Source organism: Merdimmobilis hominis (assembly GCF_016901855.1).
Taxonomy (GTDB): Bacteria; Bacillota; Clostridia; order Oscillospirales; family Ruminococcaceae; genus Paludihabitans.
The window spans coordinates 139,327-153,696 of sequence record NZ_JACJKY010000003.1 but is presented as its reverse complement, the minus strand read 5'-3'; the positions used below and the strand labels follow the sequence as shown (position 1 = coordinate 153,696).

General features: G+C 53.1%; 13 protein-coding genes and 3 pseudogenes. 2 read left to right on the top strand and 14 right to left on the bottom strand.

Annotation, left to right across the window (positions count from 1 at the left end):
* The first annotated feature begins 158 nt into the window (after positions 1-158).
* Positions 159-530: a helix-turn-helix domain-containing protein gene (locus H6A12_RS02975; RefSeq protein WP_204444607.1), complete on the top strand. Its 372-nt coding sequence runs from the start codon at positions 159-161 to the stop codon at positions 528-530.
* The gene (locus H6A12_RS02970; RefSeq protein WP_243415267.1) at positions 493-1,368 is read left to right on the top strand and encodes a helix-turn-helix domain-containing protein; all 876 of its coding nucleotides are present in this window, start codon (positions 493-495) and stop codon (positions 1,366-1,368) included. Before H6A12_RS02975 ends, H6A12_RS02970 begins: the two co-directional genes overlap by 38 nt.
* A gap of 57 nt (positions 1,369-1,425) precedes the next feature.
* Here the strand turns inward: H6A12_RS02970 and H6A12_RS02965 are convergent.
* The 14 genes and pseudogenes from H6A12_RS02965 to H6A12_RS02900 all read right to left on the bottom strand — a co-directional run.
* Positions 1,426-1,692 (bottom strand): annotated as a pseudogene (locus H6A12_RS02965) (TnpV protein); the annotation flags it as partial.
* A 52-nt stretch (positions 1,693-1,744) separates the two neighbouring features.
* Positions 1,745-3,556, bottom strand: coding sequence for a CHAP domain-containing protein (locus tag H6A12_RS02960; RefSeq protein ID WP_204444604.1), 1,812 nt, complete (start codon positions 3,554-3,556; stop codon positions 1,745-1,747).
* A 33-nt stretch (positions 3,557-3,589) separates the two neighbouring features.
* Complete coding sequence (srtB, locus tag H6A12_RS02955; protein ID WP_204444602.1) at positions 3,590-4,378, bottom strand: class B sortase; 789 nt, start codon at positions 4,376-4,378, stop codon at positions 3,590-3,592.
* An 18-nt stretch (positions 4,379-4,396) separates the two neighbouring features.
* Entirely contained in the window at positions 4,397-5,149 is a 753-nt protein-coding gene (locus tag H6A12_RS02950) for a DUF6674 family protein (protein WP_204444600.1), read from the bottom strand.
* Between the two features lie 26 nt (positions 5,150-5,175).
* Positions 5,176-5,580, bottom strand: coding sequence for a DUF6075 family protein (locus tag H6A12_RS02945; RefSeq protein WP_204444598.1), 405 nt, complete (start codon positions 5,578-5,580; stop codon positions 5,176-5,178).
* Complete coding sequence (locus tag H6A12_RS02940) at positions 5,577-7,934, bottom strand: VirB4-like conjugal transfer ATPase, CD1110 family (protein ID WP_204444595.1); 2,358 nt, start codon at positions 7,932-7,934, stop codon at positions 5,577-5,579. Before H6A12_RS02940 ends, H6A12_RS02945 begins: the two co-directional genes overlap by 4 nt.
* Complete coding sequence (locus H6A12_RS02935) at positions 7,927-8,340, bottom strand: PrgI family protein (protein ID WP_154259047.1); 414 nt, start codon at positions 8,338-8,340, stop codon at positions 7,927-7,929. The genes H6A12_RS02940 and H6A12_RS02935 overlap by 8 nt, the downstream gene beginning before the upstream one ends.
* 4 nt (positions 8,341-8,344) lie before the next feature.
* Positions 8,345-8,560 carry a hypothetical protein gene (locus H6A12_RS02930; protein ID WP_087168739.1) on the bottom strand — a complete coding sequence of 72 codons (216 nt, stop codon included), beginning with the start codon at positions 8,558-8,560 and terminating at the stop codon, positions 8,345-8,347.
* Positions 8,561-8,576: 16 nt separating this feature from the next.
* Positions 8,577-8,870: pseudogene (locus H6A12_RS02925) on the bottom strand (hypothetical protein); the annotation flags it as partial.
* A gap of 102 nt (positions 8,871-8,972) precedes the next feature.
* Positions 8,973-10,805 carry a reverse transcriptase domain-containing protein gene (locus tag H6A12_RS02920; protein WP_204444593.1) on the bottom strand — a complete coding sequence of 611 codons (1,833 nt, stop codon included), beginning with the start codon at positions 10,803-10,805 and terminating at the stop codon, positions 8,973-8,975.
* Between the two features lie 603 nt (positions 10,806-11,408).
* A pseudogene (locus H6A12_RS02915) lies at positions 11,409-11,951 on the bottom strand (hypothetical protein); the annotation flags it as partial.
* A 73-nt stretch (positions 11,952-12,024) separates the two neighbouring features.
* Positions 12,025-12,273, bottom strand: coding sequence for a glutamyl-tRNA amidotransferase (locus H6A12_RS02910; RefSeq protein ID WP_430623627.1), 249 nt, complete (start codon positions 12,271-12,273; stop codon positions 12,025-12,027).
* 88 nt (positions 12,274-12,361) lie between these two features.
* Complete coding sequence (locus tag H6A12_RS02905) at positions 12,362-14,185, bottom strand: VirD4-like conjugal transfer protein, CD1115 family (protein WP_204444586.1); 1,824 nt, start codon at positions 14,183-14,185, stop codon at positions 12,362-12,364.
* Complete coding sequence (locus tag H6A12_RS02900) at positions 14,172-14,369, bottom strand: hypothetical protein (protein ID WP_015535516.1); 198 nt, start codon at positions 14,367-14,369, stop codon at positions 14,172-14,174. Before H6A12_RS02900 ends, H6A12_RS02905 begins: the two co-directional genes overlap by 14 nt.
* Position 14,370 lies beyond the last annotated feature (1 nt).

The following is a 14,370-nucleotide window of genomic DNA, read 5'->3' as shown; positions in this document are numbered from 1 at the left end:
AACGTAGTTTTACTTGTAGAAAAAATTTTACCACACAACTCACGCAAAGTCAATCGCGCCGTCCGATCTGAATATGAATTATAAAGTTTAATCTACCTGCATATAACAACATTCCATTGGGCAAATATGAATTATACAATGTAAATGGGTGATGTTATATGGCGAAAGTAGAAGATTGCCCCGGCTTTGAAACTTTCGGCGCGGATGTAAAGGCTGCGCGGAAAGCCCGGCGTCTGGCGCGTAAGGCGCTGGCGGAAATGGTAGGTATTGAGTGGCGGTATCTCGCCAACATTGAGAATAAAGGGACAATCCCCAGCCTCCCGGTCGTGATCCAGCTTATCAAGACTTGCGGGCTTCCTGTGGAACGGTATTTCAATCCCGAAGTGCTGCGCTCGGAAAGTGAGCAGCGCCAGCGGGTCGGCCACAAGCTGAAACTCTGTCCCGAAGAATACCTGCCGATCATTGAGGGCGCGATTGACGGGGCTATGAAAATTGAACAGCCAAAGAAGAAAGAAACGGGGGATGCCTGAAAACCATCCTCTGTTTTCTTCTGTTTGCGGGGACGCGGAAGCGTCCTTATTTTTTTGCACTTTTTTCCGGGGAAGTCCCTGTTTTGCGGGTAGTTTGGAGCTTTCCGAATGTACTTATAGCGGAGAAGAACAAAAACAGCAAGCAAAAGAAAAAGATTTTTGCATCAGCAGGCAGACCTCGCAAAGCGAATCTTATTTCCCTACGAAGTATTATCACGGTATTACCATGTATTTTGACCCTGATTTTTTTACAGAAGCCAACTCCAATGTGGATAATCTTTTTAATTTGAACTTGTCGCAACTGTCAGAAATCTACTTTGAAAAAAAGGATACATACATCGCAGAAGCCAGCAGTGAAATGGGAAAAATCCTTGAGAATTTATGGCAGCTCTATGAAACACCGTCCCCTTTTCACATGAAACTTTGCGTCTTAGAGTTGCTGCATCTGCTGTTAGATGCTGGAAATGTTGTCCAGGAAAAAACTCTTACCTTCTATACCAGCATACAAGTAGAAATTGCGAAAAAAGCAGAACAGATATTAACCGCTGATTTGAAACAGCATATTCCCATGAAGCAGATTGCACAGCAATTCGGCGTTAGTGAAACAAGTCTGAAAAACTATTTCCGTGGAGTGTATGGGAAAAATGTTTCTGATTATCTGCGCGATTTGCGTATGAGCATGGCAGAAAAGTTATTGACTGAAACCACGCTATCCATATCTGAAATCGCTGCACAAATTGGATATACAAAACAGGGTAAGTTTGCCGAGGTATTCCGTCAACAATTTCAGATGAACCCGCTGGAATATCGGCGCTCAAAAAAATTAAAAAATATTTAGGTAGGAGCCGAGAAATCTCTTTCGAGATAATGTCTCGGCTCCTGCCTATGTTCAAAACTATGTATAAATCAATTCTTGAAAAATAACTTCCTCCGCCTGCGCTTTCAGCGTGTTCATCAGCACTACCCAGCGCATGGGGTCACGGGCTTTCAGTTCCTCGGTGACGCCTGCCGCCTCCATCATGCGGGGCAACATGGCGTCCATCCGTTCACGCGCCGCCCGGTCAATCTCCAACAGGTGTGAGTACAGCTTTTCACTCAAAATCAAACTGCTGTAAAGGGCGGGCCGGTGTTCCTTCAGATAGCGTTGCCTCATACAGCCATACAAAGTTATGTACCCAGCCAGAATTCGGCTGGGTCTTTCTTTTTTGAGAAAGTTAATAAGCCGGGGTGCCGTACCCATAAATCTCATAGTACCCAATGGGGTAGCTGTTCTGGCGCACAGAATCGCCGGAGTTGCCTTCTATGGTGTAGACACGGCCATTCTCGACCTTCTCCACAATTCCCACATGGTCAGATTGCCCGTCTTGGCCTCCATTATCCCAGTCAAAAAAGATGATGTCACCGGGGCGCGGTTCATAGCTGTTGTCTTGCCACAGCCCATGCGATTGGAACCAGGGAACGCCCTGGGACGTGCAGGCCGCAAATTTCGGGATAACGCCGGCTTCGATATAACCGCACTCGTTGGCGCACCAGCTTACAAAGCAGGCGCACCATTCCACACGGCTGCCAAAGCCGTACCAGCTCCAGTACGGTTCGCCGCCGATGTTTCCCACCTGGGAGAGCGCCACCGTGACAATTTCGCCATCCCCTCCGGTAATGCCGTAGAGCACCTGGGACCAAAGGGAGTTGTTCTCATCGGCCAAAAGCTCCGTCATCTGTTCCCGCTGGTCCTCGTTAAAGCCGAACTGGTCTGCCATTTCCTCGGCGGTCTTATGGCTGACGGTAATATACAGATAGGTTTGCGTGACCGTGGTTTCCGTTTCCACGATGTTGCCGTTGCCATCATCGGATGTTTCAATCACCGTTTCCGTCTGGGTGGACGTGCTGGACGAGATCTCATTCATCTGCCAGAAGATGTCCTTCAAAAGCTCCAACTTCTCATCATCCATGGTAGCCACTTCCTGGGCGTTGTCCGGGTCGGTGGTGGTTTTGACAGCGTAAACCGCCAGCACCTCTTTCCACACAGCGCGGGAACCGGACATCTCCAGCACATCATAGCTGTGGGATGCCTTGATTTCGTCCAGATTCTCCTGGTAATCCGTATTGATCTCCTGTACGGCAGTCTGCATGGTCTGCCCGGTGCCCGAATCCTCGCCGGAAAAGAAAATTCCAAAGCAGGAGCCGATAATCATACCGATGAGGCAGATCACAATAATCACCAGCACGGCAATCCAACCGCCAGCAGCAATGGCCGCAATCAGCGCCTTGGTCGCCGCAATGATGGCTTTCACAGCCGCAACCGTAGCCTTGACCGCCGCCTTTGCCGCAACTACCGCAGTCCGGGCCGCTACACGGGCAGCATGGGCCGCAGCCCTGGCAGCCCGCGCCGTGGCCTGGGCAGTCCGCTGGGCGGCTTTGGCCGCCTGCTGACTGGTCTTGATACTGGCCTTGGCAGTCTTTTCCGCCGTTTTGATAGATTTGCTGGTGGTTTTTATTGTCCCCTTGGCCGTGGAAGAAGCCTGCTTGATAGTTTTGCGGCTCCTGTCCACTGTCTTAATGCCTTTCTTACCACGGTCCAGGGTCTTGATGGCCCCGCGCTCCTGACGGACCGCCTTGGCTGGCTCGGAAACCGTATCCGCCGCCTGACGCCCGCTCCAGCGTGTGGTAGGCTGTCCAGCCTGCCGAGCCGCCTGTTTCTCCGCTTGTTTTTTCGGCTGTTCGGCTGCGGCTTTCCGCTTTTGGATTTTCTCCTTGACCTTGGAGATGTTCTCCTTAGTCGTCTGAACCCCCTTGCGGCCTTGTTTATCAAACTGGTGGACCGCTTCATGGGTGACATTATCCACCCCAGCGGAAAGGCGGTCGGACGCATACTCACCGGGGGAACCGTCCTCAGCATACATCCCATGCTCGGCTTTATCCTTGGTGCGGATATATGCCTCCTTCATCCGTTCAGAAGCAACCGCCGCTTTATCAATCGCTTTAATGCCTTTTTTCTCAGAAACTCTTGTTTTTATGCCCTTGCCCATGGGCTTCACCTCCTTCCCAGGGCGGAGCCGCCCTTATTCCTCCAGTAGCTTGGCCACAACCACCATCCGCCCGTTGGTCCGAGAATACTCGCAGGTGGAAAGGGTGATGAGCTGGTCGCCATATTCCGCAGTCACGCCCGTATCATATAGGGAAAGTTCCTTGCACCCCTCAATATACTCATCAAAAGCGGCTTCGCTTTCTGCATTGACGAAATGGTAATACTTAAAGCCAGATTCCGAGTAGGCCACCGTCTTAAAGGCGGCGAGCACCGCGTATTCACCAAAGCTGTCCAGAGTATCAAAGCGGATGGTCTTGTGTTCCTGGTAGAAATCCTCACTCTCGTACTTGCACAGGTCGGAGAACATACTGCCGTTGTTCATGTGGTGGCCGTACAGCACCAGATTGTCGGAAATGCCGATGTCGCAGTTTTCCTGCATATAGGGCACCCCATAGCTGCTATACGACTTATCAAAAGCGTGCTTCAGATAGAAATTGGGGTTATCCTTGGTCTGCATGACGGGATAATCAATCCGGGTGCCGGGAATGGAAATCCAGCCCACCAAATCGCTGTTCTGTGCGTACACATCCGCATACTTTTCAAAGGCTGTGAGTTCGTCCGGCTCCTGGGCCGGATCATCGGCAAGCTCCAGCGTGGGCAGCTCTACATCTTCCTTAACCAAATCCGCCACCTCGTCAAAGGCTTCGGTGCTCTGTTTCTGATCCAGGTATTCGCGGGCCAGCATAGCCCCGGAGAAAAGGAACAGGGCGGCACAAAGGGCCGCCCCAGCAATCATCAGTCTGCTTTTTGCTTTGTCACTCATATTTTCACCCTCCTGTACTTATCGTGCCTGCTCTTTACTGGCGGCTTGGCGGCGCTGCCCGGCCTGGGCCGATTTCAGCCCCTGCAGCTCAGTTTTCACCGATGAACGCCCTCCATTGATTCGCTCCACCGTGAGCGCCGTGTCACGATCCATCTCAGAAAATGCCTTGCCGCAGGACAGCACAAAGCTCCGCAGCTTGGCAAGCACACCCTTATCCGCAGATAATTCCTTGCTTTCCTGGGGTTCCTTTCCCGCAAGGGCAAGCCCGGCGTTTTTGATGTGGCCGCCCGCCTGGTACAATTCTTCCCGCATGGCGTCCAGTCTCACGGCGAGCTGCCCCATGCTTTTTTCCGCATGGGCAAAGCCCCGTCCCATCCGGGAAAGAACCGAGGGAATACGCAGGGTCTGGGCCGCATGGCACAGGGCGGAGCGCCCTTTCTCTCGGAAAGTCTGCACCATCTGCTTTGCAGATGAAATGAGGTTTTCTTTTGCCGTGGAAACCATCACTTTGGTCTGGTGGACTTTACCCTCCACAGTGTCCACAAGCTGAGAGCACCGGGCGCGGATTCCTTTGTCGTGGAGCTTGCCTACCTCCAGACGCATTTCTTTCATTTCGTCCATCATCTGCGCCAGCTTTTCTTCCATACCGTCGATATAGCCCACCAGGGCCTGCACTTCTTCCTTCTGCTTTTGAAGCCCGCTCTGTTCCAGAACGGAAATCAGGTCTATGATCTGCGGATGGTCCCGCAGCGCAAGAGCTGGTTCAGCCATTGTTCATTCCTCCATTCTCAAAAGTATCATCGCGTCGGTTCCACCTGCTTTTTCGCAGGGGGTAGCTCCCGGCAGTATTCCGGGTAACGGATTTTCACGCCCTCCATAAAGTAAGGCGCAAACTCGCAGCAGAACAAATCCTCCGGGGAATAGGCGTTGCTGTGCTCCGGGTCGGTGTAGCCGTTCCAGAGATTGAAAGCAAGGCGGCACACCCGGACGGTGCCGCTGGTCTGCCAGCCGCCGTGCATACCATCCGGTTCAATGCAATCCTGCTTGAAATCAAACATCTGGCGGATGTTCGCCCGCGTTTCCGGGGCAATCCCCATCACATAGAAAAAGGCCCGGTGGTAACAGTCGTTCCTCCGCGCCTCACTCATCATATCCAAAAAGAAATCCCGGTGCTCCGGGGAGGCAAACCGGATATTGCTCATGCCGGCACCTCCTCGCCGCCGAATACGCCTTCACCGGGCTTGGTGGTCATCAAAGCATAGAGCCGGGTATCACGCGGGAACCGGTTGATGAACGGCACCAGGGCGCTGCCATACCGGATGAGGCCGCAGCCTGCGTCCGCATTGGTGACATAGCTCATCTGCTCATTGGAGATATTGAGGAGCTTCGCCAGCTTTGCCCGGTCGGACGCCGCCTGGTTCAGCATGACGATGAACTCCGAGTTGGAGAGCATGGTGCTGGCCTGGACGGAATCCAAAAGGTACTCCACGTTCTGGGTGATAGCAGTCGGGTAGGCCCCACGTTTTCTGAACTGCCGCCATGCGCTGTTAAAGAAAATGCCGCTTTGCTCATTCTCAAACATCACATGGAACTCGTCGATGAACACATGGGTGCGCTTGCCCCGTTTCCAGTTGAGGGTGACGCGGTTGAGGATCGTATCGGTGATGACCAGGGAACCGGCAGGCTTTAGCTGCTCGCCCAGGCCGTGGATGTCGAACACCACATAGGGCTTGTTCAAATCCACTGTGCTTTCCCGGCCAAAGATGTCCAGGGAGCCGGTGGTGTACAGCTCCAAGGAAAGGGCGATCTCTTTGGCCTTGTCCTCCGGCTGCTCCAGCAGCTTATTCCGCAGGTCGCAGAGGGTGGCCACCCTCCCGGCATTCTCCGCCTCCGGGTACACCAGGGCGGTGCAGCGGTCGATGATGGATTTATGCTGCGGCCCCACGCCGCGCTTGTCGATCTGCTCGATGAGGGACATGACAAACTGGCTCTTTTCCACGATGGGGTTTTGCTCACCGTAGCCCTCCACCATATACATGGCGTTGAGCCTGTCTTTGCCGCCCGCCACCAGGTGGGCCACCGTCGCTTTCTCCTGGCCCAGGGCTTTGACGAGTGCGCCAAATTCTCCCTCCGGGTCGCAGATCAGGATGTCATCATTGGCGTAATCCGGGTGAAGCATGAGAAACGCGATCAGCTCTTTAGCGCTGAAGGATTTACCCGCACCAGGTACGCCCAGCAGGAAGGCCGACTGGTTCAAAAGGTTCGCCTTGTTGCACATAATGAGATTGTGGGAAATGGCGTTCTCTCCAAAGTAAATGCCGCCTTTATCCTGGATTTCCTGTACCTTGAAGGGAATAAACACGGCCAGAGATTCCGTAGTAAGAGTGCGAAACGCATTGATTTTCCGCACCCCGATGGGCAGGGCGGTATTCAGGCCATCAAGCTGCTGGAACTTGAGCACCGCAAGCTGGCACATGTGCTTTCGAGCCACGGAGAGTACGGCTTCGGTGTCGCTGTCAAGCTGCTCCTTGGTATCGGCGGTGATGGCCAGGGTCATTACCGCAAACATCATCCGCTGGTCGCGGGTGGTAAGATCGTCCAGGAACTCTTTACTTTCTTTCCGCTGCAGCTCCATGTCATAAGGAACCACGGCGCTGAAATTGTTGTTGGCATTCTGGCGGCGCTGCCAGTTGGTAATATTGGTTTCCACACCCAGCAGGCGGTTTTCCACCTCCCGCACAGCTTCGTCCGTAGGCACCGGCACAATGTCGATGGAGAACATCAGATTGCGGTTGAAATCCGTCAGCTCCGTCACCATATTATCCTTAATATAAGAGGCGTAGTCTTTGAGGAACAGCACACGGCAGAACTTATCGCCCAGCTTCAGATAGTCGCTGTTTTTCTCGATCCCGTCCGGGCAGATATAGTCCTTGAAGCTGTGGCCCCGCTTCATCATCTCGCGGGCGTTAAAGACAAATTCAGTTTCCTCACCCTGGCGGTAGAAGTCGTGCAGGATTCGCAGGCGCTCGGTGGCGTCCAGCTCCACGCACTTGGAGCCAAGGGCCGCAAAGTGGGAAATCAAGTCGGCCCCCACGCGGGCAAAGTAGGCGCGGGCCTCCTCGATGTCCTTCTTCACCACGGAGATGGTGATATACTTCTCTTGGGTTATGCCGTTGGCTCCGGTGGCCTTGTCCAGCAGCATTTGGTTGTACTCCTTACGGTACTCATCCCGAAAATCCCCCTGCATGGGCATGAGAATAGACGTTTCAAAGTTGGCCTTGTTCATGCGGCGGTTGTTGATGGTGATTTTCGTCACCGCACCGGAATCCAGGGAATTGAGCAGCTCCGAGTAGGTGAGAAACATGGATTCCTTGTCCTCCCGGCTGGCCACCAGATAGTTGATGTCGCTGAATTTATAGGTTTTGGAAAACTTATTCCCCACAAGAAAAATACCGTCCGGCCAGATACGGCGGACGGGGATCACATCCTGCACCTTCCGGGGGACGGTGTAGCGTTCCTTTTCCTGCTTGGACATGGTTTTGATGGTCTTAATCATGCTTGGCCTCCTTTCGCTTGCTAAAGTGTTTCGGCTCCTGCCGGCGCTTCTTGCCGGGCCGCCCGGTTTGCAGCTCCTCGATGGTATCTTTCAGAGCCGCATAGTAGTAGTTGCTGTCCTCGAACTTAAACTCCTTCGGCTCCAGCATTTCCGAGCGCAGCCACGCCCAGATGAATTGTTCTGCTGTCATGCCGTGGTAGGTGATAAAGCCCAGCATGGCAAAGGGGGCCGCCCCCAAAATACACATCCAGGACAGGGTTTCCACCCCAAAGTACGGACGCAGGATAAAGTAAAGGCCCACGGCCACGCCGCAGGCCAGCACCGAAAAAATGAACTGCCGCATAGACAGTCCAAAGAACATACTCTCCGTGTAATTACGGATTTCCCGGTTGATCTTGACTTCCAAAATATCACCTCACAATCACATCGCCGGTTTCCAGGTAAACAATGCTGCTCTTGGGAATATAGGCAAAGCCCAGCAGCCGGTCGCCCACGGTAAAAATCTCGTCAGGGGCTGCTTTGGAGAAATGGCCCACAATTCCCTTTTCAGCGGGCAGGTCGTAATCCTCCACCATTGGGATGGCGGTTCCATCAATCAAGTGCAGCACATAGGTTTGATAACGCATTTGTTTTCCTCCTTTTTTACAGGCCCATCATCTCGCGCACCACGCGGTCGGCCATTTTCACCGCGCCCACGAGCACTAACATGTTAAATACCAGCTCCCCGATATAGCTCCACACCTGGGTGACAGCCGCCGCATTGGGGTCAATGGCAGGCGGGGACGCCGCAAATAGGGAAAAGATAATGCAGGCCAGCACAATGATGGCACCTTCAAGGCAGACAGCGGCATAGCTCTTGATAAAGCTCTTGCCCACGTTTTGGGTCGGTTCCCCGGCGAAGGTGGAGAGAGGGACGGGGGCGATGGCCGTATATAGTAGGGTAAGCGCCCAGCGCCTTGCCGCATTACTGCGGTAGGTTTCCAAACGCTCCCCTCCAAACCGGACGTACACCTCTCGATGTATCCGGCTTTCCAGATATCAGTCTAACTTTCCATTGTGCAGCTTTACATGGCAGGAGTGGCACAGCGCCATTGTCTTGCGTTTACGCGCAATCATTTGGCGTTCCCATTCTGCCTTACCACTTAAATCTTTCAGTTTTCGGACATGATGGATTTCAATATTCTCTGTTTCGGCTCCGCAGAACTCGCAGATATGGCCTTGCAACCGGTCTGTCAGCCGGGTATAGCGGCGGTTCTCGTTAGCCCTGCCAATAATGTCCGGGTTTTCCGTTACAACGACTTTGTCGTTATGACGCATGCCCTGATTGTAAAACACCACGGATTTTGTCCCGTTTTTCGTTGGATACGATACGGTAAAATCCCCGTTGTGGCAGTATTTGCGAATAATTTTCCGCATGCTCGTCCGATATTTTCCGGCGAAGGTCTTGTACATGCTGAACTTCATCACATAGAGGAAGGAGTTCAACACCGTTGCATTGTTTGCCAGCCGATAATAGTTGTACATGCCCCGTACTTCTGCATTGTACTGGTTCAGAATCTCAATATCATCCAGACGTATCAACCCCGGACGCCGTACCGGTTCCCATACCTCTTTGTTCCCATGGGTTTTGTCATAGCCGATTTTCAGCGCGCCATAGGAGAGAAGGCGGTTCAGCCATTTCTCTTTGGGCACATACAGCTTGACTTTTCCTACATAGGTTCGGCGTGTAACCCCCGTCTTTGTCCGGGTACTGTTTTGTTCCCGGCTGACTGCAATCAGATATCCGAGGAAGTGGGCGAAGTCACTTCCGTGGGTGATGAGCGTTTTTTCCGGGGACATCTCCAAATGGAGATGTCCCTTGATGAACGTCCCCACATCGGATTTGACCTGTCTTGCGTCCTCTTTGCTCCCAATCACACCAATCAGGAAATCATCAGCGTAGCGGACATAAACAACCCGTCTGTATTCCGTATCCATGGGGTCGCTGTAAGGGATAGAACGCAGTCGGCTATTAAGTTCCTGTATCTGCGCCATGACCTCCCGGCGTTTTTCCTCGCTGATTTTTGCTTCATTGCGTTTCAGCCATTCCTGTTTTCCGCGCCGGACATCCAACGGCTTTTTGTAGGCCGGGTTGATTTTCCGTTTTGTACCGCAGTTAAAGGATTTGGAATATTCCGCCATGAATACATCCAGTTCATTGAGGTAGATGTTCGCCAGGATTGGGCTAATCAGCGACCCTTGCGGGGTGCCGGAATAGGTGTTGTAGTACACCCAATTTTCCATATATCCCGCTTTCAGGAATTTCCAAATCAGGCCGATGAAATGCTTATCCGCAATGCGTCTGCGCAGTATCTGCACCAGCACATGATGGTCAACATGGTCAAAGCACCCTTTGATATCACCCTCAACAAACCATTTGACCCCCGTGTAATTCCGCTTGATATGTTGCAGGGCTGTATGACAGCTCCGCTTTGGGCGAAATCCATGGGAAGTAGCACAGAAGGTAGGTTCGTAGATACTTTCCAGTATCATGCGCACCACCTCTTGTACCAGTTTGTCATCAAAGGACGGAATACCAAGCGGGCGTGTTTTACCGTTTGCTTTCGGGATATACGTTCTTCTGGCCGGTTTCGGCTGATAGCTGAAATCCTTCAGTTTCTGAATGAGGGCTTCAATTCGCTTCATACTCATGCCATCGATTGTTTTCCCATCGCTTCCGGCTGTCATGTTGCCGGGTTTTGCTTGGATACGCTCATACGCCAGCAGAAAAAATGCAGGATTGTACAAGTTTCGATAGAGCCTTTGATAGTGGTAATCTTTGCTTGCTGCTTTTGATGTCAGACTTTCCAAAACGTTCTTTGGATTTCTCATAATGCCTCACGCACCTTTCCATTGATAGTTTGGTTGATATCCTGCCGCCCTTCGCCATGTGCAAGGCTTTCCCTTGCTCGGACTACTACGGCGGCTCCGTTGCCATACCGGATTTTCAGGCTCTGAAAGCCATAGCCTATAGGGGCGTTCCGGGTTAGGCAATCCCCGGTTAGGCAGTTTGGGACAGCGTGTTGTGATGTCGGAATGGGTTTTCGTCCGTTATCCGCTTACTGCGGTTGGCTGTCGTGGGTATTTCGCAATCGGCGTGTACCTGTCACCGATTGCCACGGCATGCGGCGAATACAACTATCCTGCGCCGCCGGCTCAAGTATGCCGCCTTGGACTGCCCTTCAAGCAATCCAGCTTTATTCCTCATTCACAACGTTTCACCTTGCCGTTCAGTAGTGGTTCGATAGTTTCCCAACTTACGACGTTACCGATATGCTACACTCCCCATTGGGTTTCCCCGCCGGATAAATCGGTTGGTGATAGGGTAATTTGCACCTCCCTTCGGAATACCTTTTCCTACTGCCGCGCTACTGGCAGAATCCCAAATTGCCCGCGAGCTGCTTTGGCTTACGCCGCAGCCCTTCCGGGCGCACAATAGAGCTTAAAAAATCTCCCGTAGACGGTCATTATCATAATGAAAGACAATATCGTGATAAACAGCCCGCCGATGAGCGTCACCGCCCAGAGGGGGATACTCTCGAAAAAGCCGCAGCTTTCCACTGCGTCAATGATTTCCTGCGGCAACACAGTCTGTTGGGCCGAACCAAAGCCCGCCGCGTTCATTATGGTCGAAACGAGGCCCTGGACAATATTAAAGAGAGCCATCATCAGCTCCAATCCATAGGTCACGACGCCTTTGGCAATAGCGAACCGAATGAACAGCTTCAGGGCGTGTTCCGGTTTTTTCACCTCGGCAAAGCTGCCGCAGGTGCGCATAACGCCCACCACAAAGAACAGCACCAAAAGCGCAAGGCCAATGGCCCGCACCGCATCGTGGATGTTGACAATGACGCCCCAGATGGAGCCGCCCTTAAACTGCTCCGGGCTTTGGGTGATGAGCTGCCAGATCTCGGACAGGTACTTGTTCCAGGTGTCGAGGGCATTTTGCAAATTTTGAACAACCCAGTTATCGGACATTCAACAACCTCCTTTCCGGCAACGGTAAGGGGCAGGCCGCCACGGGCCTGCCCCCACACTGCCGTTATTAGAATCAGCCGGTAATCAGGGTCAAAATCTCCTTCGCAAACGTAATCACAACACCGCCGGCCAGAGTGAGAAAACCATTGGCTCGCTGGCTGGGGTCATGGCTTTTCAGAGAAAGGCCGATCTGCACGACGCCGAAGCCCAGCAGAATCATACCAATGGCGCGAATCAGGCCGAAGATGAAATCGCTGAGGTTGTTGATAACCGTCAACGGGTCGCTGGCGGCAAAGGCCGTGGTGGTGCAGCAGCACAGCATGAGCACCAGGGCTGCATAAACAGCAAAGGCGCTCCGGCTCTTTTTGCCCATGGGCAGGCTGCGGGTTTCTTTCTTCTGCTTGCTTTCGTTATGAAACAGTTTCATTTTGGGTGTCCTCCTTAAATTGAAAGATATTCTCCATGTCCTCATCGGACAGAAGTTCGTAAAGGGTTTCCGGCTCCTGGATATTGGCAAGGTCGCCGGGGGTGAGGCGGCCAATGGTCATATCCGCCACGGCGTTTTCGGTGCCGCCGTGGGAATAGACGGGCGCGCCGCCATCGGTGGTGTACTTGATGTTGGGGTGCATTAAGAGGTCATACTTTTCATCCATCAGCGGCGCTTCGCCACGGATAAAGAGCAGGGCCAGGTTGTTGTCCAGCATACGGACCTCATCGGGCGTCATCAGCTCCCGGCCCGTGATCTGGTTGTTGGTGGAATAGCTGCCGGAATGCCCGGTGCTCTTGCCGTAGGTGTCCAGCCAGAGGGTGCTTTTCCCCAGGTAGTTCTCGGAGATCAGCTTGTGGGTGGACGTTTCGTTGCCGCCCAGGTACAGAAATTCATCACAGTTGCCGATGATGGATTCCCATTGCTTTTCAAACAGCGCCTTGAGCTGGGCAATGTTCTGGATGATGATGGAAACGCTGATATTCCGGGAGCGCATGGTGGCCAGCAGCTTGTCGAAATCATCCGGCAAGCTCACGTTGGCGAACTCATCCATGAGAAAATGCACCGGTACGGGAAGGCTCCCGCCGTGTATCCGGTCGGCAGAATAAAAAAGTTCCTGGAAAGTGCTGGCATACAGCAAACTTACCAAGAAATTGAAGCTGGCGTCGTTGTCCGGGATCAGCGCAAAGAGTGCTACTTTTTTCTCGCCCAGGCTGGAAAGGTCCAGTTCATCCGTGGCGGTGAGGGCCGCCACCGAGGAAAGATTGAATTTTTCCAGGCGGGACGCCAGGGTGATTTGAATGGATTTCAGCGTTTTGGCAGAGCCGGAACGGTAATCCTTGTAATACTTCACGGCGATGTGGTCCGGAGAGCGCATTTCCAGCCGGTCAAACAGCTCGTCCAGGGGGGATTGGTAGGAATCATCATCCTCCCGCACCTCCCCGGCTCGGAGCATCTCCATAATCATGGGGAAATTCTTCTCGTCCTCCGGCGCTTCGTACCACAGATAAAACACCAGCGCCATGAGGAGCATACTGGCCGCCGTGTCCCAGAAAGGGTCGTTGGACTGGCTCCCTTTCGGGGTAGTGGCTTTGAACAGGTTCGTCACCATCTTCTGCACATCGTTGTCGGATTTCAGATAAGCAAAGGGATTGTAGCAGTGACTTTTCTCCATGTTCAGAAGGTCCACCACCTTGATCTCATAGCCCATCCGTTCCAGCAGACCGCCGCAGTCACGGAGCAGCTCCCCCTTACAGTCCAAAATAAAAAGCGACGTATTGCATTGGCAGATGTTCACTTTGGCATAAAACCGGCTCTTGCCCGCGCCGCTGCCGCCCACCACCAAAGTGTTGAGATTGCGGCGGTGTTTCCGGCCATCCAGCCCCATGCGGACGTGCTGGGTAAAAATGCGGTTTTTGAACGGGTCCTTGTCCCGGTATTTCTTATTCACGGCCCGCGGATCGCCCCATTTGGCGGAACCGTGTTCTTCGCCTCTGCGGTAATTGCGCCGGGAGGAGAGATAAATGCCAATACCCAGCCCATAGGCGGCAATAAAAATGAGGACAGTTTTTACACTGTCCTCACACCACGCAATTTTGAATGGATTGTTCATTGCCGCAGGCAGGGCGCTGACAATCTCCGAAAGTCCCCCGGAAATGGCAGGCGCAATCAACAGGGCGAACCAGATCACCGGGACCAGCCCCAGGGCATAGAGCCAGGGGCCGCCCGCCTTGTTATCTGGCTTCATCCCGGCGCTTCGCTTTCTTGTCTTTTTGGGCTGGGGCGTCAATGGTTTTCAGCAGAACGTCCTCCACCGGGCCGGGGTCGCGCTGTTCCTCCAGCATATCGTTGCGCAGTTCGTTGAGGGCGCGAATCATGATCCCATGCTCATAGCTGTCCAGGGTGAGGACGACTTTTTCCTGTTTTTCCATG

What these genes read in the sequence shown, in the direction of transcription:
- H6A12_RS02975 (WP_204444607.1), top strand. Translation starts at nt 159, where the DNA reads ATGGCGAAAGTAGAAGATTGCCCCGGCTTTGAAACTTTCGGCGCGGAT.
- H6A12_RS02960 (WP_204444604.1), bottom strand. Translation starts at nt 3,556, where the DNA reads ATGGGCAAGGGCATAAAAACAAGAGTTTCTGAGAAAAAAGGCATTAAA.
- srtB (WP_204444602.1), bottom strand. Translation starts at nt 4,378, where the DNA reads ATGAGTGACAAAGCAAAAAGCAGACTGATGATTGCTGGGGCGGCCCTT.
- H6A12_RS02950 (WP_204444600.1), bottom strand. Translation starts at nt 5,149, where the DNA reads ATGGCTGAACCAGCTCTTGCGCTGCGGGACCATCCGCAGATCATAGAC.
- H6A12_RS02945 (WP_204444598.1), bottom strand. Translation starts at nt 5,580, where the DNA reads ATGAGCAATATCCGGTTTGCCTCCCCGGAGCACCGGGATTTCTTTTTG.
- H6A12_RS02940 (WP_204444595.1), bottom strand. Translation starts at nt 7,934, where the DNA reads ATGATTAAGACCATCAAAACCATGTCCAAGCAGGAAAAGGAACGCTAC.
- H6A12_RS02930 (WP_087168739.1), bottom strand. Translation starts at nt 8,560, where the DNA reads ATGCGTTATCAAACCTATGTGCTGCACTTGATTGATGGAACCGCCATC.
- H6A12_RS02920 (WP_204444593.1), bottom strand. Translation starts at nt 10,805, where the DNA reads ATGAGAAATCCAAAGAACGTTTTGGAAAGTCTGACATCAAAAGCAGCA.
- H6A12_RS02910 (WP_430623627.1), bottom strand. Translation starts at nt 12,273, where the DNA reads ATGCTGTGCTGCTGCACCACCACGGCCTTTGCCGCCAGCGACCCGTTG.
- H6A12_RS02905 (WP_204444586.1), bottom strand. Translation starts at nt 14,185, where the DNA reads ATGAAGCCAGATAACAAGGCGGGCGGCCCCTGGCTCTATGCCCTGGGG.
- H6A12_RS02900 (WP_015535516.1), bottom strand. Translation starts at nt 14,369, where the DNA reads ATGGAAAAACAGGAAAAAGTCGTCCTCACCCTGGACAGCTATGAGCAT.